Raw genomic sequence first — 22,356 nt, forward strand, 5'->3', positions numbered from 1 at the left:
GTTCGGACGTTTGCACCATGATAAAATACATAACGTATATTTTACCATTAATTCTGCTTTTCTAAAACCGTTTTGTGCCATAAGTTTTCATAAAGCCTTCATTGATGCTTAGCTAGACTGATCAGAATGTATTGTAGGAAAACGTACGAACATTTAATGCAGAATAAATAGATTTAACGGTAAATATGCACAAATCCCTCTTCTTCTCCTGCTTCCCTGACAATTACTGCTTCTTGCCTTTCACCGGATTTTATATTGATTTCAATCGGATATTCATTGGAAAAACCGGATAGCACCAGACCATAGACATATTGCGTAAAACCAATCAATTCCGCCTTACCATAAAAAGAAACTGGAATATCAACCGTTAACCTGCGCAAATTGCCATCTTGGAAAAAGCCTCTGCCTATTACACTTACATAGTTGGGAAAATACGAAGCAACATCTGATTCAAAATCAACTAACGTTGCCGCTATATCTGGGCTAACCTCTTGCGCATGATTAGACGGGAATAACACGGTTTCCTCGTTAATATCATCCCAATCATCTACAGAGGCGCTATCGGCAGGAACATTGCTTACTGCTACATAATGTCCTGGAACTAACGAGTTCTGATCGGCTTCCCGGTATATAGCTAAACGGATCGGTACATTTGGGATGTCTTCCATTTCTCGAATTCGTTGCACGACCTCATTTGCCACTCGATTGGCCTCTGTTCGCATTTCAGATTCGGAAATGTCTTCATAATAGTAAGGTCCGCCGGTTTCCGTTTGAAAACGATAGACCGATTTCATCGCAATCGCAATCGACATACCAGCCAATTCAACTGAGTCATCTTCTGTCTTTCTTAAATAATTTTGTTCCAAGATATGAGAAAGGTACCTTGGATTATTTTCTTCTGCTTCTCGCGCGGAATCTGCTTCTTCTAATTCCGGGTTTAATCCTTCCGGGCTTTCCTCTGAATCAAAACGTTCGAGCCAGGAATACAGAACGTTATCTGTTAAATACTGTCCCTCCTGAAAATAATAATCTTCCGGGTTAAATGGTTCTTTCGAATGGCGACGCAATCCTTCTTCTAGCTCGTCTATGTCCACACGATTGGCAATTTGATTGGTAATAACCCCTCTAGCCTGACTTAAATTGGAATCAATCAAGACACGATAATTTTCCTCAGTCACATTATACTTTGGAATAATCGCTGTATCATCTAGTGAATCCTCGACATTGTCATCGATGACTGCATCCTCCGGTTGATCACCAAAATCGGGGGAACAGCCTGCTGCTAGAAGTACCATTACCATAAGCACGGCTAGACTCTTCTTCACGGTGTTTCCTCCTCTAAGGCGGCTTGAAGTTGTGACTCCTCCCAAACCTCTACATCTAATTCTCTTGCTTTTGTTAACTTAGAACCAGCATCTTCTCCGACAATAACCAAGTCAGTCTTTTTACTTACACTTCCTGTTATTTTACCACCAAGTGCTTCTATTCGCTGCTTCACCTCTTGTCTCGTATATATCGATAATTTTCCAGTTAATACAACTGTTTTATCCGCAAATAGACTATCGGAAGACACTTCTGCTAATTTCGGACCGAGATAGGTCATGTTTAATCCCAGTCCTTTTAATTCTGCCATTAATTCCTGGACCTTATCATCGGCAAAATATCGAACAATCGAATCGGCCATTTTATCGCCTATTTCATCAATGGCAATCAAATCCTCCAAATCTGCTTCCTGCAGTCGATCCATCGAATCAAAATGAGCAGCGAGTGTCCTGGCTGCTTTGGATCCTACGAAACGAATGCCTAGTCCAAATAACAAGCGCTCTAAGGAGTTTTCTTTCGATGCTTCAATAGCAGACAACAAGTTGGCGGTTGATTTTTCCCCCATTCGCTCTAGTTGAATCAGCTCGTCGTGGTCTAATCGATATAAATCGGCAATCGTCTGGACATAACCTTCTTTAAATAGTTGCTCAATCACCTTTTCCCCTAAGCCATCAATATTCATCGCTAATCTGGAGACAAAATGAATCAGCCCCTCTTGTAATTGGGCCGGACAATTGGGATTAATGCAACGCAAGGCAACTTCTTCTTCTAAACGAATCAGCTCGTCCTGACAAGATGGACAGTGCTTTGGCATCGAAAAGGGCTCCAAATCATCGCTGCGTTCTTCCATAACAACCTTTACGACCTCAGGGATAATATCTCCTGCTTTTTTGATTATAACGGTGTCTCCGATGCGGATGTCCTTTTCTTTAATTAAATCTTCATTATGCAAAGAAGCTCGTTGTACCGTGCTTCCTGCTACCTTGACGGCTTCGAGAATGGCTGTAGGTGTAACCACTCCGGTACGCCCGACGCTCAATTCAATATCAACTAATCGAGTGACAGCCTCTTCAGCAGGGAATTTATAGGCAATCGCCCATCGTGGACTTTTGGCGGTAAAACCGAGCTGTTCTTGTGCTTCTAAGTTATCTACTTTGACGACAATGCCATCAATATCGTAAGAAAGTCTTGCCCGTTTTTCCACCCATTGATGGACAAAATCCAATACTTGTTCTATTCCTATACATTTACGCCATTCGGGATTGGTCTTAAACCCTAACTTTTGTAGATAGTTTAACCGTTCGCTATGCGTCTCTAGCGTACCTGCCTCCCATTCCCCAACGGCATATAAGAAAATATCCAAGTGGCGCTTGGCTGCAATTTGCGGATTTAATTGACGTAAGGATCCAGCGGCAGCATTCCTTGGGTTAGCAAAAAGTGCTTCTCCTTCTTGCTCACGCGCTTCATTTAAAGCAGCAAAAGACTGTTGCGGCATGTAGGCTTCCCCGCGTACCTCTACTGGAGAATGTTCCTTAATCCGAAGCGGAATACTCTTAATCGTTTTGAGGTTACTGGTAATATCCTCTCCTGTGACGCCATCCCCACGAGTAGCACCTTGTACAAAAAGTCCATCTTGATAACGCAAGGAAACCGCCAGACCATCAATCTTCAACTCACATACATAAGTCACATTGTCGATACCGAGACCTTCACGGACACGGCGATCAAAGTCAACCAGATCACCTTCATTAAAGGCATTGCCAAGACTAAGCATCGGGACTCGATGTGTCACTTTCTCAAATGCATCTAACGGCGGTCCCCCTACTCGTTGGGAAGGGGAATCTCCTGTCACAAGGTAAGGAAATTCCGTTTCAATATCTTTTAATTCTTTCATTTTTTTATCATATTCTATATCAGGTATCGTTGGCTGATCCAATACATGATATTGATAATTATGCGTATTCAGTTCGTCACGCAGTGCCTCTAAGCGCTCACGTGCCTCTTGTTCTGTCATGCAGGAAAACACCTCCTTGTTTTACGCTTTGGTTATCGGAGCAAACTTGGCCAATAATCGTTTAATACCAACTGGTGCTGGGAAAGCAATATCCAGCTCCAGATCTTCTCCTTCGCCACTGACTTTCACCACTGTGCCTTGTCCCCATTTAGTATGACTCGCCTTATCTCCAATTTGCCAGCCCTGCTTTTCTCCATCGATTGTCGGATTTACATGGCGAATCGCCTGTCGTTTTTGTTTTGGCTGCGGCTTTTCAAATGGTAATGCTTGGTCCTGAAGAGGGATTCGCTCGCTACTTGTGGAGAACGACGGTTCTACTGCTGGCTCTTTCCCTTCCAGTAATTCTTCCGGTATCTCATCAATAAAACGACTGAGCGGATTCATATTCGTGCGTCCGAATAAGGTGCGCATTTGTGCATGGGACACATGAAGAACTTCCTCTGCCCTTGTAATCCCTACATAAGCGAGACGTCGCTCTTCCTGCATTTGTGCTTCATCCATTAAAGAACGGCTATGAGGAAAAACCCCTTCCTCCATGCCAATCAAAAATACAGACGGAAACTCTAACCCCTTCGCTGCATGCAGAGTCATCATCGTTACACTATCTTCTTCATCCGAATTATCATTCATTTGATCGATATCAGAAATCAAGGCCAGATCGGTTAAAAAGTTCACAAGTGTCGTATCCTCTTCTGCCGTCTCTTCAAAATTTTTCGTAACCGTTTTGAATTCTTCAATATTTTCCAGTCGTGTTTGGGCCTCAATGCTTCGTTCGTTGATCAACATCTCTTCATAGCCTGTTGTGGCAATGACTTCATCTACCATGTCTGTAGCGGTTAGAAATTCTTGCTGCTGCACCCAATTTTTAATCATTTGCGCAAATGCCATCAAAGCTTTAGCTGCCTTGGCACTGACGCCGACAAAATCCACTTCCTGAACTGCCGTATACAATGAAATATCATTCATTTGGGCATAAGCTGTCAATTTATCGATGGTTGTCTTACCAATGCCTCGTTTTGGCACATTCACCACACGAGTGAAACTAATATCATCATCCGGATTAACGATTAACCGCAGATAAGCAAGTAAGTCCTTAATCTCTTTACGATCGTAGAATTTCGTTCCTCCTACCATTTGATAAGGGACACCGGCCTTCATAAAGGTTTCTTCAATCGCACGGGATTGGGCATTGGTGCGGTAAAGGACAGCCATATCATTGTAACGATAGCTTCCACGAGTCAATTCTTCAATTTTTTCCGTAACGTATAATGCCTCTTCTCGTTCCGTGGACGCTTTAAAATAATGAATACGATGCCCGTCATCATTATCTGTCCAAAGGTTCTTCGGCTTCCTTTCCATGTTGTGTTTGATCACACCATTCGCCGCCTGCAAAATTGATTTGGTGGAACGATAGTTTTGTTCCAGGAGAACGACACGTGCACTTGGATAGTCTTGCTCAAAGGATAAGATATTACTAATATCCGCACCACGCCAAGCATAGATCGACTGATCCGAATCTCCTACCACACACAAGTTTTGAAAACGATTGGCAAGCTGTTTCACCAAGAAATACTGGGCATGATTGGTATCTTGATACTCATCCACGTGGATGTACTGAAAACGGCGCTGATAATATTCCAATACCTCTGGCACCCGTTTAAACAGATGGATCGTCTGCATGATTAAATCATCAAAATCTAAGGACTGATTTTTACGCAGCCGCTTTTGATACTCGGTATAAATATCAGCTACTTGCCTGCTGTAAAAGTCGTTTGCCGATTCTGCAAATTTTTCCGGTGTTGTTAACTCATTTTTCGCACTGGAAATAGCACCAAGCATCGCTCTTGGATCAAACTTCTTCTTATCTATATTCTTATCCTTCATAATATTCTTAATCACTGTTAATTGATCGGCACCATCTAAGATCGAAAAATTACTGCTATAACCGATGCGGTCAATATCTCTTCTTAATATACGGACACACATCGAGTGAAAGGTGGATATCCACATGTGATGGGCAGACGGTCCCACAAGAGCCGCTACACGATCCTTCATTTCTCGAGCTGCTTTGTTGGTAAATGTGATGGCCAGCACCGTTCGTGGTGATACTTCCTTTTCATCTAACAAATAGGCAATCCGGTGAGTAAGCACCCTTGTCTTACCACTACCAGCACCTGCCATAATTAAGAGTGGACCTTCTGTATGCTTCACCGCTTCACGCTGCTTCTCATTTAACCCTTGTAACAAATCACGCATCGTCCGACTCATCTTAACACCGTCCTTCTTTTACTTAATCGCCTTTACCGTTGTCAAGGCTTGTTTGGGATGTTCATAAATAGCATTCCCTACTACAATAATATCGGCATATTGCCCCATTTCAGCGGCTTGTTCCTTTGTTTCAATGCCGCCTCCATAAATCAATTTTGTCTTATCTAACTGCTGGCTGACTTTTTCCACTAAGGTAACCTCACCATAGGTTCCACTGTACTCCAAATAGAAAAAAGGCAAATGGAATAGATGTTCTGCCATCCTTGCATAACCTACCGCCTCATCTGGCGTAGGCAATTGACAATTAGTATGTTGGTACACCTTGGATTCTTCGTTCATAATACAGTATCCCTCTGCGTACAATTCTTCCCAGTTGATGATATCACCATACTCTACCACCGCTTGATGCTGCCTATCCATCATCCACTGCTTTGCCTGACTGTTTAATACCATTGGCACAAAATAATAGTCATAGCCTGGTGTCACCGATTCGATATTTGATATTTCCAAAATAACCGGTACGGGATAACGGCGAATCGAACTAAGCAACTGCAGGACACCATCTAACGTAACGCTATCTGTGCCCCCAACTATTATCGCATCGGTTCCTGATTCGCATATTTTATTGATCATATCCTCGGAAAGTTCTTTGGCAGGATCCAACTTGAAGATATGCTTCCATTCATCTATGTTATACACGGCTTTAATCCTCCAGTAATCGCGTTTCTCTACCCATTATTACATTATAACAAAAATCTTCACTATTTTAGAGTGATATCTAAGTAATTTATCAGAAAAAGTGGAAGTGGGGTGTTTATGTTCATTTTCTCTTTGATAGGGACACCTTTGCTTCTTTATGGATTAATGGGGTTGAATTGTTATTTTCCTAAGTGGTGGGGCTGATCACTTTTCTGTGCTGGGCACGTATTCGGGGGAGTGCCGCGCTGGATTCGGAAATCGTGCGCTACCTGTTTTTGACGACAACGCACGTCCTTTTCCTTATTGCTTTGTCCATTTCACCTCAGATTCCTGAATGTCACGAATGACACGGCAAGGATTACCTGCTGCCATCACGTTGGCCGGTATATCCTTGGTAACAACACTGCCGGCGCCGATAATCGAATTATCACCTATAGTAACCCCTTGTGTGACTTGGACATCGCCTCCTAACCACACTTTATTACCAATTGTAATCGGCTTGGCGTATACCCCACCATTAATACGTTCGATAGGGTCTTCTGCATGGTTTGCGGCATACAAGCCAACTCTTGGTCCAACATAGACATCATCCCCGATAGACACTCGATGGCAGTCTAATATGATCATATCGTGATTCAGATAGACATGATTACCAATTCGAATGTTAAAACCAAATTCACAGCGGAAGTTGGATTCTACTAGCACATCTTCCCCTATTCGTTCAAATAAATCCTGCAAAATAGTAAGATCATATTCATTATCATCATTTACCTTTTTATTATAGCGCCTGCACACAGCTATCGCCCCTTTGCGGATTCGATCCACATCTGGATGGGCATCGTTGTACATTTCACCAGTATTCACCATTTGTTTTATCTCTTCGATATTCATCTGTACATCCTCCCCTTTTTCATTGCTTACTATATAAGTTGAACTTATAAATGTAACAAAATCGTGTGACAAGCCCGGCTTTGCTCACATTATTTCCTGATAATACCTCGTTTGATCCATTCTATTCAATCTATAAGAAGTTATTTCATTCAACTTATATAGTATATTGGATTTTTTCATGTTGCAAACCAATTCGCCCCTCTACATGTTCACAATTTATTGACAATTGAGAATCAAGCAACTCAGATGTCTAGCATAATTCTTGACTTTTGATCATTTATTATTAATAATGACTCTAGAGTAATAATTATTTTATTTACTTCATTGCTGGTAAATAAAATAATACTAAAATAGAGAATATTTAAGGAGGACAATCATTATGTCATTAGTAGGTAAAGAAGTACTACCATTCAAAGCATCGGCATTCCGTCAAGGAGAATTCGTTGATGTCACAGAGGAAAACTTTAAAGGGAAATGGAGCATTGTTTGCTTTTATCCAGCAGACTTCACCTTCGTATGCCCAACAGAACTAGAGGATTTACAAGATCAATATGCTGACCTTCAGCAATTAGGTGTAGAAGTTTATTCTGCTTCCACCGACACACATTTTACACACAAGGCATGGCATGAAAGCTCAGATGCGATTGGCAAAATCGAATACACGATGATTGGCGACCCATCTCAACAGCTTTCTCGTAACTTCGAGGTGTTAAGAGAAGAGGAAGGCCTAGCGGATCGCGGTACTTTTATCATTGATCCAGATGGTATTATCCAAGCTGTCGAAATCAATGCAGAAGGTATCGGTCGCGATGCTAGTACCTTAATTAACAAAATCAAAGCAGCTCAATATGTACGTAACAATCCTGATGAAGTTTGCCCTGCTAAATGGCAAGAAGGTGGAGAAACCTTAAAACCAAGCCTTGATCTAGTGGGTAAAATATAAGAAAAGAGGTTCAACATGCTTGATCAAGAAATAAAAGCTCAACTTAATGAATACTTGAAACTATTAGAGAACGACATTGTTATTCAATCACAGGTTGGTACAGATGATGTATCGAAAGAAGTGGACGAGCTAGTTAAGGAAATTGCTAGCATGTCCGATAAAATCAGCTTAGAACAGGGAAATTTCCCAAGAACACCTACCTTCAGCATCAGCCCTGCAGGTGGGGAGGACCCTGGCGTTGCTTTCGCCGGGGTTCCGCTTGGGCATGAATTCACTTCCCTTATTTTAGCTTTATTACAAGTAAGTGGTCGCCCACCAAAAGCAGATGAAAAAGCGATCCAACAGATCCAACAATTAGAGGGTCCATTGCATTTTGAAACATATGTCAGCCTTTCTTGTCAAAACTGTCCGGATGTTGTTCAGGCACTTAACCTTATGAGTGTGATCAATCCAAATATTTCTCACACCATGGTAGAGGGATCTGCCTTTAAAGAAGAGGCAGAAGACAAGGATGTCATGGCTGTACCAGCTGTTTTCTTAAATGGCGAATCGTTTATTAACGGTCGTCAAACGTTAGAAAGCATTTTAGAGAAGTTAGGAAGTACAGTAGATATTTCAGAACTTAATGAGAAAGAACCCTTTGATGTATTGGTTGTTGGAGGTGGACCTGCTGGAGCAAGTGCGGCCATCTACGCAGCGCGAAAAGGAATTCGTACTGGTATCGTAGCAGAGCGCTTTGGCGGTCAAGTTCAGGATACAAAAGGAATCGAAAACTTTATTACGACCACTTATACAGAAGGACCAAAACTTGTCGCTAACTTAGAAGAGCATGTTCGTGATTATAAGGTAGATATCATGAACTCGATGCGTGCTAAATCATTAGCGAAAAATGACCTTTTTGAATTAGAGCTAGAGAACGGCGCTACCCTAAAAAGTAAGACCGTGATTCTATCTACTGGGGCACGCTGGAGAAATATCGGTGTACCTGGTGAAGCAGAATTCAAAAATAAAGGTGTGGCATATTGTCCACACTGTGATGGACCTATTTTTGAAGGAAAAGAAGTAGCGGTAATCGGTGGAGGTAATTCTGGTATTGAAGCAGCAATTGATCTTGCGGGAATTGTCAAACACGTTACAGTGTTGGAATTCCTGCCTGAATTAAAAGCCGATCAAGTATTGCAAGAACGCCTATTCAGCATGCCGAATGTGACGGTTATTACCAATGCCCGCACATCAGAAATATATGGCGCTGATAAAGTACAAGGACTTCGTTATGTCGATCGTGACACCGAAGAGGAACATTCGATTGAACTGGCAGGTGTCTTCGTACAAATCGGTCTTGTACCAAATACGGAATGGTTAGAAGGAACACTTGAACGCAGTAAATTCGGTGAGATCATTGTAGATAAACGTGGCGGTACTAACCTCCCTGGCGTTTTTGCAGCCGGCGATTGTACCGATAGTGCCTTCAAACAGATTATTATTTCGATGGGATCTGGTGCTACCGCAGCTTTAGGTGCATTTGATTATATGATTCGAAATTAATTATCAATGACTAGCGGGATCCCGCTAGTCATTTTTTGTGGGACTTTACGTTCCATAGATGATAAGTGCTGATATAGTAGGATAATATCAGCTGGATAGTATGTTCGATAAGCCTAGAGAAGGATTCCGCAGACACCATTTACTTAGCAATGGTTTATCCTTTGTAGTTTTCGTATGGAATCATAAAAATGAACACTTCTAAATGCTATCATAAAAATGAATGCAAATAGGATATAGGCAACCCCAACAAGAAAAGAACTTTGTAAAGGAGAAAACCATTCTGTTAAAAACCCTGAAAGAATTTTGTGTAGATAATAATGTTTTATGAACCGTTTATGACAGTTGTAGGACAAATTCGTCATACAATATATGTTTTTATCCAATCAAACAAATGGTTCAAATATGGAGAGGCTAATCGAAGAGAATGGGTTTATGGAGGAAGACGATTAATATGCTTCAGTCAGTTTTAGACTTATGGCTCTGTGGGTGATAGCGTAGTCCATTCTCCCAAAATGCTCCTTTGCACAAAAAGCATTCAAAAAAATGAACTACACTGCATTGCTAAGCTATTCGGCGTGTGGCTAGCTACCTTGTTTTTGCGATAAAAGAACAGGATCTGTTTTGCACTTTTTCCTGTTATCCCATCCTTACGCTACTCCTACAATGATATCCGCACTATCCTTAACATGAGCAAACCCACCAAAAAACCACCATGGATAAACCATCATTAACCACAAAACAAAAACGATTAATGCCGTGTTTAGTATGGTTATAATAGAAGCAAAAATGGCGATCATTTTCTTTTCCTTTTTATTAAATAAGGTGAGAAACAACATAATAAGTGAGAATACGGCGCCTAGTACAATAATCGCTAGGACAAAGGGTAAGATCCATTTATTATAAGCCGTTGTTGTATATAAAAGAAACAAAAAGGAAAGAGAGACGATGATACTCATAGCCAAAAACGAATAACTTCTCCATGAATAAGCTTTCATTCTATCTCCTTTCTACATTCAAAATAATTGGTCATCCAGATGTAGATCGAAATTGGTTTAAACCTCGTAGTGCAGGAGGTTGTGTGTTAAACATTCTAATTTTTCAAATCTGCCGGAAAACGTAACCCTAGTTGTTGGCGCGCTTGATCTAATACACGCATAGTGCGCAAGGAATCCTCCCATGTATTAACCATATTTTCACTTTGTTGATTCTCGATCGATTCGACAAATGATTTTGCCTCGTAATACATATTGTTCTCTACTTGACCAGCGTCGAGCACTTCTTCTGTACCATCCCGATAGATAATCTTGACATCTAACATACCAGAGAATTTATCAATCACAATCGAACCCTGCTCCCCTTGAATCTCTGACGGCAGTGCAGAATCGGTAATCTTAGAAAACATAGACACACCATGAAAATCACCATAATCAGCTGTTACTGTACCTTGCCCGTCTACTCCCGAATCCAACATAAATGCTGTTGCCTGCACGTCTTTCGGGGCACCAAATAAATTAATCATTGGATAGATGCAATAAACCCCAATATCCATTAAAGAACCATTGGAAAACTCTGGTTTAAAAGCATTTAACACGATTCCATCCTTATATTTATCATATCTTGAAGAGTATTGGCAAAAGTTCGCCACGTAACGACGAACCGGACCAATTTTTGTTAAATTCTCTTTGATCAGCTGAAAATTAGGTAAATGGGTTGTCTTCATTGCTTCCATAAGCGTCACTTGCTGTTGTTTGGCAACCTCGATCATGGCTTGGACTTCTTGTTCATTTGAGGCAAATGGCTTTTCCACAATGACATGCTTGCCACCCTTCATACAGGTAATGGCTTGTTCACTATGTAGAGCCGTTGGGGAAGCAATATAGATTGCATCCACCTGGTCACTTGCCGCCAGTTCTTCTAAATCGGTATAAGTGTTTGTTACTTGATACTTGGCAGCAAATTCTTCCGCCTTTTCTCGTGTGCGTGAATAAACAGCTTGTAATTGAAAGTTATCAATATCCTTTGTTCCATCAATAAATCGATCGGTAATCCAATTCGTTCCGATTACACCAAAACGTATCATACTATTTCCTCCTGTTGTATCCTGTTTTGCAAAAATGGTTGCATACTTAGTCTTTTTTTAAACGGTCTAATACCACCCGATAACCATCATTCCCATAGGTGAGACACCGCTTCACACGTGAAATGGTAGTAGTAGAAGCATTGGATTCATTGGCAATCGCCGTATAAGTGCTTCCTTCATCTAACATTTTTGCCACCTGCAAGCGCTGGGTCAAGGCTTGAATCTCATTCATGGTCGCGATATCGTCAAAAAAGCGATAGCATTCTTCTCGGTTTTCTAACGATAGAATGGCATCGAATAGTTGATCTAATTGTTCGCCACGCAATTTATCGATTTGCATGGTATCACCTCTCCTTTTTGTCACCGTGCTAATCGTCATATGAAAAACGGACCGCTAAGGGAACTTTTTACATAGGTTATGGAGTAAGCTCTATCTCATCAATTCCAATCTGTTTGGGGATCACATTAATCCAAGTTTGCCCTGGAACAAATGATACAGGCTCTCCATCTTTCATTGGGATTATTCTACCATTATTTCGCTCCCATTGCACGTATTGCACTTTACCTTGCTGTAGCAGTAAAGCATCTCCGCCAGATTCCAAATCTATTTCACGACGACCTGCATCATCTACCACTTGATGTGCCGCCTCTATAAATAAGATATTATCCAATTCAATAGGCTGATCATCCGCATATTCTACCGTTAATTCATCATCGCTGTATCTTTGATACTTTTCCGAATCTGAATTATATTGATAACGAATGCGGTTGGTAGAAGCATAGGCAAAAGCAATCTCCGTTGCCTCCTCACCAGTGACCTCTTCATCCTCCGCTAAAAAAGATAGAGGCTGATAACTAGATTCTAAGGAATATCCTTGTTCTTCCGCTTCTTGATAAATACCGTCAAAGATCGTATAGGAATTATGAGGTGCTACCCGTTCGGCAGATCGCTCAAATAATGCCTTGTCATTATCATAATACATACCATTTAACCCTTGCACAGATCCATTTTGAATCATTTCTTCAATGAAATTAGCAGCGCCATGGTAAACATAGATAGCATCATATCCTTCTGCCAAATCAAAATAGTAAGGACGGGCACTTCGAACTGGCCCAACCCGATCAGGCATATCACTTTGATATAAAGCCAAAAATCGAGTAATATTCCCTTCTGCCAAAATTTCAAATGTAATATCTGCCTGAGCCAACCCCGTCTGAGGTCTTGCTTTCGGATGATTATTGACCATCACCGCAACGATACGATCCATTACCTCCGCATCCGTTTCTTCACCTGTTAATGGATACACAGATGCCTCCTGTTGTTTTGCAGAAGGATCTTCTTGATCAGACGAGGGATTCTCTTCTCCTGTTTGCTGCTCTTCATCATTGCTAGAGCATGCTGCCAATAAAGCTATTACGAATAGTAAGAATATCCTCTTCATAACTTTCCATCACCTTTCTTCTAAAAATGGAATATCGACATGTTCATGCACATGCCGATACTCGAAGTCTGTCAATCTTTATTTAACTATATAGCAAATAAGGTTATTTGACTACTCCTTTAACGCATAATGGCTGGAAAAATGATCTCCCTTTTTTTTACATCCATAATTCCCATCGGTGTGATACGTACAAATGGCAAGTGCATGGAAGATAGAAATAACAAGCCATATGGCGGATCTTGAAATTGATAGCCATGATCAATCAAAATCTCTTTTAATGCTTTGTCCCTTTCTATTAATGTGGACAATTCGCCTTTATATAGCATTCCAGCAATTTGCAATGGCAGTTCAAAAATAATTTTGCCTTGATGTGCAAGTACAATGCCCCCGCCAATCTCTTTCATACGGGTAAAAGCCAGCATCAAATCTGATTTACTTTTTCCAATCAAGACAATATCACCAGTGAGAGAATAGGAGCTGGCCAGCCCGCCTAGGGTATTGGTAAATCCCTTGATCATCGTGTTTACCCGCCATTCACCTTCCCGATCAGCTAGCATAATAAATGATTCATCTGCTGCACTTTCAATTTCATCGGTATTGGAATCAATTGAAATCGGGTATGGTTTCATGATGACATCATTGATCATTTTTAAGCCCACTGGCATCGAAAATTGCAGATCATTTTCGGTTAATTGCCAAGCTAAATCCAATTTACCTAAACCATATTTTTCCCAATCAATCGTGATGTCGTGATGTACTAGTTCTCCCTCTCGTTTTAACCATTTCCCTTTGGCAATAACAGATTCCGGGGTGGCATTATCTGGAGAGCTGAGAATATTCAAGTGGGCCACTCTGCCCGGTGCTATGCCTCCCAACCGTTCCTCTAAATGAAAGTGTTCAGCTGCATTATAGGTAGCCATCATATAGGCTTCTATTTCTGGGACACCATGATCAATCGCAATTTGGATACATTGATTAATTAAACCATGTTCATAAAACGAGGGACTGGAACCATCTGTCGTCATCGTTAAGAAATCATATTTTTCTAAGCCTAACTCTTGTAGCTCAGTCAATATTTTTCCTAGATCTGGACGAATCGATGAGTTGCGTAACCCTACTCGATATCCCATCGAAACTCGTTGATACGCTTCTTCTCCTGATAATGCTTCATGATCGGAACTAGCTCCCAATAACTTCAATTTAACAAGCGTGTTTTCCGAAGCGCCTGGAAAATGTCCTTCCACAGGTTTACGCATTCGCTTGGCTTCTTGAATCCAATAAAGAATGCGATCATCATCACGCATTACTTCAGGCCATGCCGTCAGTTCTCCACCTTGAACAACTGCTTCATGCTGCAACCAGGCATGCACTTCTTCATCATTGAATAGGTCTTGTTCCTCGTTTATTTCTGATTGAGAATCAAATCGGGCCCACCAATACATTGAAACAGGTAGCTTCATAAAATCTTCAATCAAAGAAAACGCTTTCTCCCGATTAGTCAAATAAAGCCATGGCAGGTTATCATTCATTAAAGTGGTAGTACCGGTTTGTCCGGCATGCATCGCCAATTCATAAGGATTATATAATTGAAAAGGATGAGCATGTGGCTCAATATATCCCGGTACAATATATTTTCCTGTGCAATCAACTACCTCCACTCCTTGCAATGTCTCAGGTAGTTTAGAGCCTACATAGACAATGCGGTCACGGTATACCCAAATATGGGCTTCTACCCATTTTCTCAAAAAAACATTTAAGTAAAAAGCATTTTGTAAAATTAAGGTTGGTACTTCTTTTTGATCGATTACGGCAACTTGTCGGCGTATTTCTTTATTCCGCCATCTATATAAATGATCCTTCATTACTGATCTCCTTCTTTATTAATTTAATTAACTCCTATTTTAGCATTTTTTGTTAACGTTTGCATTGTGTGCCGTTGACAAAAATATGACGTTTTTTTGGGCAGATTGCTGATGTTTTTCCAGTTGATAGATACTAGCTATTCTTTTTATTCCCATTTTAGAGGCAGTCATACCCCCTTTTTTTACTAGATGTGCTTTGAATGGATGAACAATCATTGAATCTTGCGGACTGGAGAGTGCAAATCTCGTTACTGGGACCGTAAGATTGCATTTCACGAACGAGAGAGTGAAAATTCTGTTCCTGTGTCCACAAAAAAATAACAGACAAAGTATAGGGATATTGCCTAACTTTGTCTGTCATCTCCGCCATAACTATTAATAAGGCTGCCACTTTAATTGTTTTGCTTTTTCAAAACGTTTTTCCACTTCTGGCCAATAAACGATATTCCACCAGTTCTCGATGTACTTTTTTCGTTCATTTTGATATTTAAGATAATAGGCGTGCTCCCACACGTCCAATACGAGTAATGGAACCACATCCCATTGACTCAAGTTTTGGTGCTTCTCAGCTTGAAGGATTTCTAAGCGTCTCGCCCGTGGAGACCATACTAAAATAGCCCATCCTCCTCCTTCGACGGCATTGGCCGCTTCCGTAAACTGTTTCTTAAACGGCTCAAAACCTCCGAATGATCGCTGTATTTCTCTCATTAAATCACCTGAAGGCTGCCCGCCTCCTTGTGGACTCATTACACACCAAAAGATAGTATGGAGATAGTGACCAGCACCATTAAATGCGAGCTCTCTTTCCCAATGCTTAATAAGATCAAAGTTATTCGTTGCACGTGCCTTTTGTAGTTCTTTTTCTGCTTTATTCAGCCCATCTACATAGCTTTTATGATGCTTATCATGATGCAATCGCATCGTTTCTTGATCAATGTATGGCTCTAGCGCATCATAAGGGTATGGCAATGGCGGCAGCGTATGTCCACCAATCGGCACTTGGTTGTTTATTCGATCCTGATTCGTTGATTGTGGATGATTGGTCTCCGTCAAGTAGTTATTTAACTGTGTGTACAATTCACTTGCCTGTTGGTAAGCTTGCCAATCTTGCAGTGAGGTGTTACTTGAAAGATCCTGTTGCAATTGTGCTAATTTTTCTTCCCAATCTTGTAATTCCTTCGGGTTAGCATGTTCTCGAAATACTTGGATCGATGTGTGGTAAAATGCTTGAATTTCCTCACACCACAACTGGACTGATGAAAGATATGACGACAATATAAACCCTCCCAAATATTAGTCATTAACACTATATGCTAAGATTCGGAATAGTTTAACATCGGTTTTTAGATCAACAATATTCTTTTTCCCAACGATGAAGTACACTATCTCGCCATGCTAGCCATGTTTTAATTGAATGACATTACCTGATGGATCCTTCGTGTAAAAAACATCCTTCTCCATTTGAACAAAGGCATCGATTGCTTGTAAATGATTGACTACTCGTATCAGCGCCTCCTCATCCGGATACAAAACAGTAAAAGAACGCAGCCCAACACTGTCAGCGGCTGGAGCTGGAGCATCATAACCATTCCATGTGTTCAAACCTATATGATGATGGTAATTTCCTGTTGAGATAAATAATGCTTGATTTCCCAGTTGACTAACGGTTTCAAAACCTAAACCTTTTTCATAAAAATCTTTGCTCTCTGACAGGTCGGTCACGTGTAGATGAATATGTCCCATAACCGTTTGTACTGGAAGGCCACGCCATGCCCCTCGCTCTCCTTCTTTTAACAAATCCTCGATATCTAGCGGATCAACTGTCATTTCTACTTGTGCATCCTTCCACACCCATGTATCCGGTGCTCGATCACGATATACTTCAATACCATTACCATCGGGATCATTGAAGTATAGCGCCTCACTTACTAGGTGATCTGCGGACGCTAAGGCTAAACCTGCTTCTGCACTATGATAAATAAAGTTAGCAAGGTCCTTCCTAGTCGGTAACAGGATAGCAAAGTGATAAAGACCGGTTGTTCTGTGCTTCTTAGGCTGGGCATTATCTGGCTGCTCCAACGTGAGAATAGCTGTCACACCATCCGTAGTGAGTGAGGCAGTGGTAGTGGTTCTTTCTAGAATCTTGAATCCTAATAGCTCGTTATAAAAAGACAAGGATCGTTCGAGACTGCTTACTTTGATCGTAACGTGACTTACATAGGTAGTTGGTTTTTGATGAAATTGCATGGACAAACTCCTTTAATTACTTTTTGTAAGTTATTATACTTTTGTAATTAGAAAATGTCAAAGGTTTGCTCCCAGCAGAATCGAGCTGAACAATTGCATATCTTTTTGATCAAGTAACGTAATCAAAATAGACATAAAAAATCCCGAAGGCTATCACCTCCGGGATTACCTTTATTCTTTTCCAGCAATTCCAATGTCAATACGATAAAAGAACGAATCTAATGGAGCAAACTTCGTTAAATATTGATAGATTTCCCGTTGAGCCTGCTCAGGCGTCTCTTGAAGGGAACCGACAAATAGGACGCGGCCGCCAGTGGAATAAAAACTGCCATCCTCTGTCTGTACAGTACCGGCATGAATCACATAGACATCTTTATCCGTTGCTAAATCTGGAAGTTTGATATGCTTCTCATAAGTACCTGGATAACCTGTGGAAGCAACGACGGCACCAATAGCGTAACCCGTTTTCCATGTTAACTGTGGATCACGGCCAGAAGTGACATCCTCAATCACCTGCAGCAAATCATTTTCGAGTAGTGGCAGAACTACCTGTGTTTCAGGATCACCAAATCGAGCATTAAATTCAATCACTTTTGGACCAGTTTCCGTTTCAATCAAGCCGCCATATAGCACACCCGTATAGGTTCTGCCTTCTTGTTGCATACCTTTTGCTACAGGTTTTAAAATCTGTTCGACGGTATATTCTACATCTTTTGGATCAAGATCCGGCACTGGTGAAAATGCTCCCATTCCACCAGTATTGGGGCCCTCATCCAATGGATAGGCACGTTTGTAATCGCGAGCAGGCACCATTGGATATACATTTTCGCCATCTACAAAAGCAAACAAGGAGAATTCTTTTCCTTCTAAGTATTCTTCAATGACCACATGACTGCCTGCAGCACCGAACTTATTATCAATGAGCATTTCCTCCACAGCCGTTAGAGCCTGCTGTTCCGTCGTGGCAACCACTACCCCTTTTCCAGCCGCTAGACCATCTGCCTTAATCACAATAGGGGCACCTTGTTTTCTAACGTAGGATTTGGCCTCCTCTACATCGGTAAAAGTGGCATAATCGGCCGTAGGAATACCATATTTTTTCATAAAGCCTTTGGCAAAATCTTTGCTTCCCTCAATCATGGCAGCGGCTTTAGACGGGCCGAATACCTTTAAATTTTTGGCACGGAAGGCATCGACTATCCCTTTAGTTAATGGGATCTCTGGACCGACGATCGTCCAGTCGATCGCTTCCTTCTCCGCAAAGTCTACCAATTCACCGATCGCGTCATCTTTAATGGGAATACATACAGCGTCTTGGGCAATACCGCCATTCCCCGGTGCCGCAAAAATCTCGGTCACCCGCTTGCTCTCTATCAACTTTTTCACGATGATATGCTCACGGCCACCACCGCCGATTACTAATACTTTCATAGAAGGCCTCCTTTTTTCGAAACATTACATGGTCTTATCTGGTAATACGGTCATGTCGGACAACATTTAGTATATGCTTACGATTATGGTCGTCATTTCCGTGATGACGACCATTTCTCAGCTCTCTCTTCGGATTTTGGGCGTCATTTCCGCGATAACGGCCATTTCTCAGCTCTCTCTTCGGATTTTGGGCGTCATTTCCACGATGACGGCCATTTCTCAGATCTCTCCTCGGATTTTGGGCGTCATTTCCACGATGACGGCCATTTTTGCGGCTTTGCCTCGGATTTTGGGCGTCATTTCATTTTCTGCAACATCAAATAAATAACAAAACGCTCCTAGTGTTTAAAGTGGCGCATACTTGTCAACACCATCGCAATGCCATGTTTATTACATTCGTCAATTGAATCCTGATCACGCTTGGATCCACCAGGTTGAATAATCGCACGAATGCCTGCTTTTGCTGCATTTTCAACGGTATCTGGCATTGGGAAAAAAGCATCAGAAGCGAGTACGGCACCCTCGGCCTTTTCACCAGCTTGTTCAAAGGCAATAGCTGCTGCTCCGACTCGATTCATTTGTCCGGCACCAACGCCTAACGTCTGATCTGCCTTTGCCACAACGATCGCATTCGACTTGACGTGTTTGACAATCTTCCATGCGAATAATAATTCTTCGATTTCTTTTGCATCTGGTTTTCGATCGGTGACGACCTCTAAATCATCTGCCGTAACTGCTCCTTTGTCACGATCCTGTACAAGCAAACCACCCATCACACTGACAACTTTTTTCTTATCGCCTTGATTCATCGTCATTGGTATTTCTAATAAACGAATATTTTTCTTCACCGTTAATATTTCTAAAGCTTTCTCTGAAAAACTAGGTGCAATGACAATCTCTAAGAAAATTTCCTTCAGCTGATTGGCTGTTGCTTCATCTACTTCACGATTCAAGGCAACAATACCGCCAAAAATCGATACCGGGTCAGCATCATATGCCTTTTGAAAAGCATCAGAAAGATTATCGCCGATCCCTACACCACATGGGTTCATATGCTTCACGGCAACGGCTGCAGGCTGCTCCTCAAATTCCAAGACAATTTCCAATGCCGCATTGGCATCTTGAATATTATTGTAAGATAATTCTTTTCCATGTAACTGTTCAGCATTGGCAATCGAAGCTCCGCTTACATTGCCTTCTTTATAAAAAGCAGCTTCTTGATGTGGATTTTCGCCATAGCGCAATGATTGTACCTTTTCAAAGGTCTGTGTGAAGGTTTCCGGGTCTTGTTCCTCGGTAATATCAACAAAATAATTCGCAATCATGGCATCATAGTTTGCGGTATGACGGAACACTTTCGCTGCCAATGTCTTACGGAATTCCAGCGATCCTTCTCCTTCCAGGCTTGCAAGGACGGCGTCATAATCAGTTGGATCAACTACCACCGTGACATCACGAAAATTCTTCGAAGCAGCACGCAGCATGGTTGGCCCGCCAATATCAATATTTTCAATGGCGTCTTCTTCCGTTACATCTGGTTTCGCAATGGTTTCTTTAAATGGATAAAGATTCACCACAACGATATCAATTGGAGCAATATCACGTTCTGCTAATTGCTGCAGGTGAGATTCTTCGTCACGTCGAGCTAATAATCCCGCATGAATAAAAGGGTGCAATGTTTTCACACGACCGTCAAGGATCTCATCAAAATGGGTAATTTCGGAAACAGCCTTAGCTGGTAGCCCTGCCTCCTGTAATGCTCGTAATGTTCCTCCGGTTGAGATAAGCTCATAACCTAATTTATCTAATCCTTCTGCAAAAGGTACTAGATTGCTTTTATCTGATACGCTTAATAGTGCACGTTTTTTCAAGATGATTCTCCTTCCCTGATCAATTTCTGTATGGTTGTTGGATAAAGTGTATGTTCTACACGCTGAATGGCTGCCTGCAAATCAGCTTTTTTCATATCATCTGCAACAGCTACAGCTTCCTGTGCAATAATTTTTCCTGTGTCCATCCCAGCGTCCACATAATGAATGGTCACACCAGTAACTTTCACGCCTGCTTCCATAGCTTGACCAATCGCATCTAATCCTGGGAATGAAGGAAGCAGCGAAGGATGAATATTAATCATCTTACCTTCGTATGCATGCAAAAGCGTTTCTCCCACTATGCGCATATAACCAGCCAAAATGATCCATTCAACCCCTTTTTCACGTAACTGTTTGACTATTTCTGTTTCAAAGGCTATTTTATTAGAAAATTGTTTCGGTTCAAATACAAATGTATCGATTCCATTTGCCTTCTCCACGACAGCTGCATGTGGCTTATCGCATACAAGCAGTGCTATCTCCGCGTCGAGGCTTCCTTGTTCGATTGCTTCTTGCAATGCCTCATAGTTACTGCCTGTACCAGAAGCAAATACCGCTAACCTAGTCATGAGAGAAACTCACCCCGGTTTCTGTTGTCACTTCACCGATTAGGTAGGCTTGTTCGCCAATATCCTCCAGTAATTGCAAGGCCAGCTCCGCTTCATGAGCCTCTACTACGACAGCCATGCCAACCCCCATGTTAAAGACGCCGTACATTTCTTCGTCTGATAGGGAGGCCTGCTGCTGCAAATAATCAAAGATGGCAGGACGCTTCCATGAACCCTGCTTCATGTGGACACCTAGATGTTCCGGAATAGCCCTTGGCAGATTCTCATAAAAACCTCCGCCCGTAATATGGCTGATACCTTTAATCGTGAGGTCTTGTTTTAGCTGTTGAATCGCCTTAGTATAAATCTTCGTTGGTGTAAGTAAAGCCTCTCCCAATGTAGTTCCTAGCTCCGCCGTTTCTTGCTGATAAGTTAAACCTTGCTGTTCGATGATTTTCCTAACCAAAGAAAAACCGTTAGAATGCACACCAGAGGAGGATAGACCAATAATCTTGTCACCAGGCTCCACCGACTCACCAGTGATTAATTGAGCTTTATCAGCGATACCAACAACAAAACCGGCAAGATCATACTCTTCTTCACTATACATACCTGGCATTTCGGCCGTTTCCCCGCCAATAAGAGCAGCATTACTTTGCACACAGCCTTCCGAAATCCCTTTGACAATTTGTTCGATTTTGGCTGGTTGATTTTTCCCGCAGGCAATATAATCCAAGAAAAAAATCGGATCCGCACCTTGGGCAATGATATCATTCACACACATAGCCACAAGATCAATCCCCACGGTATCATGTTTATCCATGGTAAATGCAAGTTTCAATTTTGTGCCCACTCCATCAGTACCAGAAACAAGCACGGGTTCTTGATAAGAAAACTTACTGATATCAAACAAACCAGCAAAAGCTCCGACTCCGCCCATTACTTCGGAACGATTCGTCTTAGCAATATGCTTTTTCATTAGCTTTACTGCTTGATAGCCCGCTTGCACATCGACACCTGCGTCTTTGTAAATATCACTCATATTAGATGTACTCCTTTTGTTATAAAATCAATCGAGAGTGGTTCGCCATCTGTTCATTAACTTCATTTACCGACAAAATAGGGGCGATACCCCTTTATTATTTGTTAGAAGATTCTTACGGACAGTGTTTCGCATTTCCCGCTTTTTTTG

General features: G+C 41.6%; 18 protein-coding genes and 1 pseudogene. 3 read left to right on the top strand and 16 right to left on the bottom strand.

Annotated elements, in window-relative coordinates; genetic code table 11:
- Window positions 1-173 precede the first annotated feature (173 nt).
- The 5 genes from BN6556_RS01580 to BN6556_RS22710 form a co-directional block, all read right to left on the bottom strand.
- The gene (locus tag BN6556_RS01580) at window positions 174-1,325 is read right to left on the bottom strand and encodes a CamS family sex pheromone protein (RefSeq protein ID WP_066186258.1); all 1,152 of its coding nucleotides are present in this window, start codon (window positions 1,323-1,325) and stop codon (window positions 174-176) included.
- On the bottom strand, window positions 1,322-3,337 hold the full coding sequence (gene ligA / locus BN6556_RS01585) for an NAD-dependent DNA ligase LigA (RefSeq protein WP_066186261.1): 2,016 nt from the start codon (window positions 3,335-3,337) through the stop codon (window positions 1,322-1,324). Before ligA ends, BN6556_RS01580 begins: the two co-directional genes overlap by 4 nt.
- A gap of 21 nt (window positions 3,338-3,358) precedes the next feature.
- A complete protein-coding gene (pcrA, locus tag BN6556_RS01590; protein ID WP_066186263.1) occupies window positions 3,359-5,605 on the bottom strand; it encodes a DNA helicase PcrA in 2,247 nt (748 codons plus the stop codon).
- A gap of 18 nt (window positions 5,606-5,623) precedes the next feature.
- Window positions 5,624-6,304, bottom strand: a complete 681-nt coding sequence (gene pcrB, locus BN6556_RS01595; RefSeq protein WP_066186265.1) for a heptaprenylglyceryl phosphate synthase — start codon at window positions 6,302-6,304, stop codon at window positions 5,624-5,626.
- A 300-nt stretch (window positions 6,305-6,604) separates the two neighbouring features.
- Complete coding sequence (locus BN6556_RS22710; RefSeq protein WP_066186268.1) at window positions 6,605-7,195, bottom strand: sugar O-acetyltransferase; 591 nt, start codon at window positions 7,193-7,195, stop codon at window positions 6,605-6,607.
- A gap of 379 nt (window positions 7,196-7,574) precedes the next feature.
- On the opposite strand from BN6556_RS22710, the gene ahpC reads away from it, so the two are divergent.
- On the top strand, window positions 7,575-8,138 hold the full coding sequence (gene ahpC / locus BN6556_RS01605; protein ID WP_066186271.1) for an alkyl hydroperoxide reductase subunit C: 564 nt from the start codon (window positions 7,575-7,577) through the stop codon (window positions 8,136-8,138).
- Window positions 8,139-8,153: 15 nt separating this feature from the next.
- Window positions 8,154-9,683 carry an alkyl hydroperoxide reductase subunit F gene (gene ahpF, locus BN6556_RS01610; RefSeq protein ID WP_066186273.1) on the top strand — a complete coding sequence of 510 codons (1,530 nt, stop codon included), beginning with the start codon at window positions 8,154-8,156 and terminating at the stop codon, window positions 9,681-9,683.
- A 647-nt stretch (window positions 9,684-10,330) separates the two neighbouring features.
- Here ahpF and BN6556_RS01615 read toward each other — a convergent pair.
- The 8 genes and pseudogenes from BN6556_RS01615 to purD form a co-directional block, all read right to left on the bottom strand.
- Window positions 10,331-10,678 (bottom strand): hypothetical protein, encoded by a 348-nt coding sequence (locus tag BN6556_RS01615; protein ID WP_066186275.1) that lies wholly within the window; start codon window positions 10,676-10,678, stop codon window positions 10,331-10,333.
- Between the two features lie 95 nt (window positions 10,679-10,773).
- Window positions 10,774-11,763, bottom strand: coding sequence for a Gfo/Idh/MocA family protein (locus BN6556_RS01620; RefSeq protein WP_066186278.1), 990 nt, complete (start codon window positions 11,761-11,763; stop codon window positions 10,774-10,776).
- Window positions 11,764-11,809: 46 nt separating this feature from the next.
- On the bottom strand, window positions 11,810-12,103 hold the full coding sequence (locus BN6556_RS01625; protein ID WP_066186286.1) for a YerC/YecD family TrpR-related protein: 294 nt from the start codon (window positions 12,101-12,103) through the stop codon (window positions 11,810-11,812).
- Window positions 12,104-12,179: 76 nt separating this feature from the next.
- Window positions 12,180-13,205 carry a DUF3048 domain-containing protein gene (locus tag BN6556_RS01630; RefSeq protein ID WP_066186287.1) on the bottom strand — a complete coding sequence of 342 codons (1,026 nt, stop codon included), beginning with the start codon at window positions 13,203-13,205 and terminating at the stop codon, window positions 12,180-12,182.
- 119 nt (window positions 13,206-13,324) lie between these two features.
- Window positions 13,325-15,067 (bottom strand): adenine deaminase C-terminal domain-containing protein, encoded by a 1,743-nt coding sequence (locus BN6556_RS01635; protein ID WP_066186288.1) that lies wholly within the window; start codon window positions 15,065-15,067, stop codon window positions 13,325-13,327.
- Between the two features lie 375 nt (window positions 15,068-15,442).
- Window positions 15,443-16,069, bottom strand: a pseudogene (locus BN6556_RS01640) (superoxide dismutase); the annotation flags it as partial.
- A gap of 393 nt (window positions 16,070-16,462) precedes the next feature.
- On the bottom strand, window positions 16,463-17,314 hold the full coding sequence (locus BN6556_RS01645; protein WP_066186293.1) for a VOC family protein: 852 nt from the start codon (window positions 17,312-17,314) through the stop codon (window positions 16,463-16,465).
- A gap of 171 nt (window positions 17,315-17,485) precedes the next feature.
- Window positions 17,486-18,745, bottom strand: a complete 1,260-nt coding sequence (gene purD / locus BN6556_RS01650) for a phosphoribosylamine--glycine ligase (RefSeq protein WP_066186298.1) — start codon at window positions 18,743-18,745, stop codon at window positions 17,486-17,488.
- Window positions 18,746-18,818: 73 nt separating this feature from the next.
- On the opposite strand from purD, the gene BN6556_RS21850 reads away from it, so the two are divergent.
- On the top strand, window positions 18,819-19,073 hold the full coding sequence (locus BN6556_RS21850) for a hypothetical protein (RefSeq protein ID WP_148436637.1): 255 nt from the start codon (window positions 18,819-18,821) through the stop codon (window positions 19,071-19,073).
- 10 nt (window positions 19,074-19,083) lie between these two features.
- On the opposite strand, the gene purH is transcribed toward BN6556_RS21850, so the two are convergent.
- The 3 genes from purH to purM are packed head-to-tail and all read right to left on the bottom strand — an operon-like array spanning window position 19,084 to window position 22,206.
- Window positions 19,084-20,616: a bifunctional phosphoribosylaminoimidazolecarboxamide formyltransferase/IMP cyclohydrolase gene (gene purH, locus BN6556_RS01655; RefSeq protein WP_066186300.1), complete on the bottom strand. Its 1,533-nt coding sequence runs from the start codon at window positions 20,614-20,616 to the stop codon at window positions 19,084-19,086.
- A complete protein-coding gene (gene purN, locus BN6556_RS01660) occupies window positions 20,613-21,185 on the bottom strand; it encodes a phosphoribosylglycinamide formyltransferase (protein WP_066186302.1) in 573 nt (190 codons plus the stop codon). The genes purH and purN overlap by 4 nt, the downstream gene beginning before the upstream one ends.
- The gene (purM, locus tag BN6556_RS01665; RefSeq protein ID WP_066186306.1) at window positions 21,178-22,206 is read right to left on the bottom strand and encodes a phosphoribosylformylglycinamidine cyclo-ligase; all 1,029 of its coding nucleotides are present in this window, start codon (window positions 22,204-22,206) and stop codon (window positions 21,178-21,180) included. The genes purN and purM overlap by 8 nt, the downstream gene beginning before the upstream one ends.
- Between the last annotated feature and the right edge of the window lie 150 nt (window positions 22,207-22,356).

Source organism: Gracilibacillus timonensis (assembly GCF_900086715.1).
GTDB classification, from domain to species: Bacteria; Bacillota; Bacilli; order Bacillales; family Amphibacillaceae; genus Gracilibacillus; species Gracilibacillus timonensis.

Bases quoted from the DNA above. Each gene is read 5' to 3' on its own strand.
- BN6556_RS01635 (WP_066186288.1), bottom strand. From the start codon at position 15,067: ATGAAGGATCATTTATATAGATGGCGGAATAAAGAAATACGCCGACAA.
- BN6556_RS22710 (WP_066186268.1), bottom strand. From the start codon at position 7,195: ATGAATATCGAAGAGATAAAACAAATGGTGAATACTGGTGAAATGTAC.
- BN6556_RS01620 (WP_066186278.1), bottom strand. From the start codon at position 11,763: ATGATACGTTTTGGTGTAATCGGAACGAATTGGATTACCGATCGATTT.
- ahpF (WP_066186273.1), top strand. From the start codon at position 8,154: ATGCTTGATCAAGAAATAAAAGCTCAACTTAATGAATACTTGAAACTA.
- BN6556_RS21850 (WP_148436637.1), top strand. From the start codon at position 18,819: ATGCTTACGATTATGGTCGTCATTTCCGTGATGACGACCATTTCTCAG.
- BN6556_RS01630 (WP_066186287.1), bottom strand. From the start codon at position 13,205: ATGAAGAGGATATTCTTACTATTCGTAATAGCTTTATTGGCAGCATGC.
- BN6556_RS01625 (WP_066186286.1), bottom strand. From the start codon at position 12,103: ATGCAAATCGATAAATTGCGTGGCGAACAATTAGATCAACTATTCGAT.
- purN (WP_066186302.1), bottom strand. From the start codon at position 21,185: ATGACTAGGTTAGCGGTATTTGCTTCTGGTACAGGCAGTAACTATGAG.
- BN6556_RS01645 (WP_066186293.1), bottom strand. From the start codon at position 17,314: ATGCAATTTCATCAAAAACCAACTACCTATGTAAGTCACGTTACGATC.
- ahpC (WP_066186271.1), top strand. From the start codon at position 7,575: ATGTCATTAGTAGGTAAAGAAGTACTACCATTCAAAGCATCGGCATTC.
- purM (WP_066186306.1), bottom strand. From the start codon at position 22,206: ATGAGTGATATTTACAAAGACGCAGGTGTCGATGTGCAAGCGGGCTAT.
- pcrA (WP_066186263.1), bottom strand. From the start codon at position 5,605: ATGAGTCGGACGATGCGTGATTTGTTACAAGGGTTAAATGAGAAGCAG.
- BN6556_RS01615 (WP_066186275.1), bottom strand. From the start codon at position 10,678: ATGAAAGCTTATTCATGGAGAAGTTATTCGTTTTTGGCTATGAGTATC.
- purD (WP_066186298.1), bottom strand. From the start codon at position 18,745: ATGAAAGTATTAGTAATCGGCGGTGGTGGCCGTGAGCATATCATCGTG.
- ligA (WP_066186261.1), bottom strand. From the start codon at position 3,337: ATGACAGAACAAGAGGCACGTGAGCGCTTAGAGGCACTGCGTGACGAA.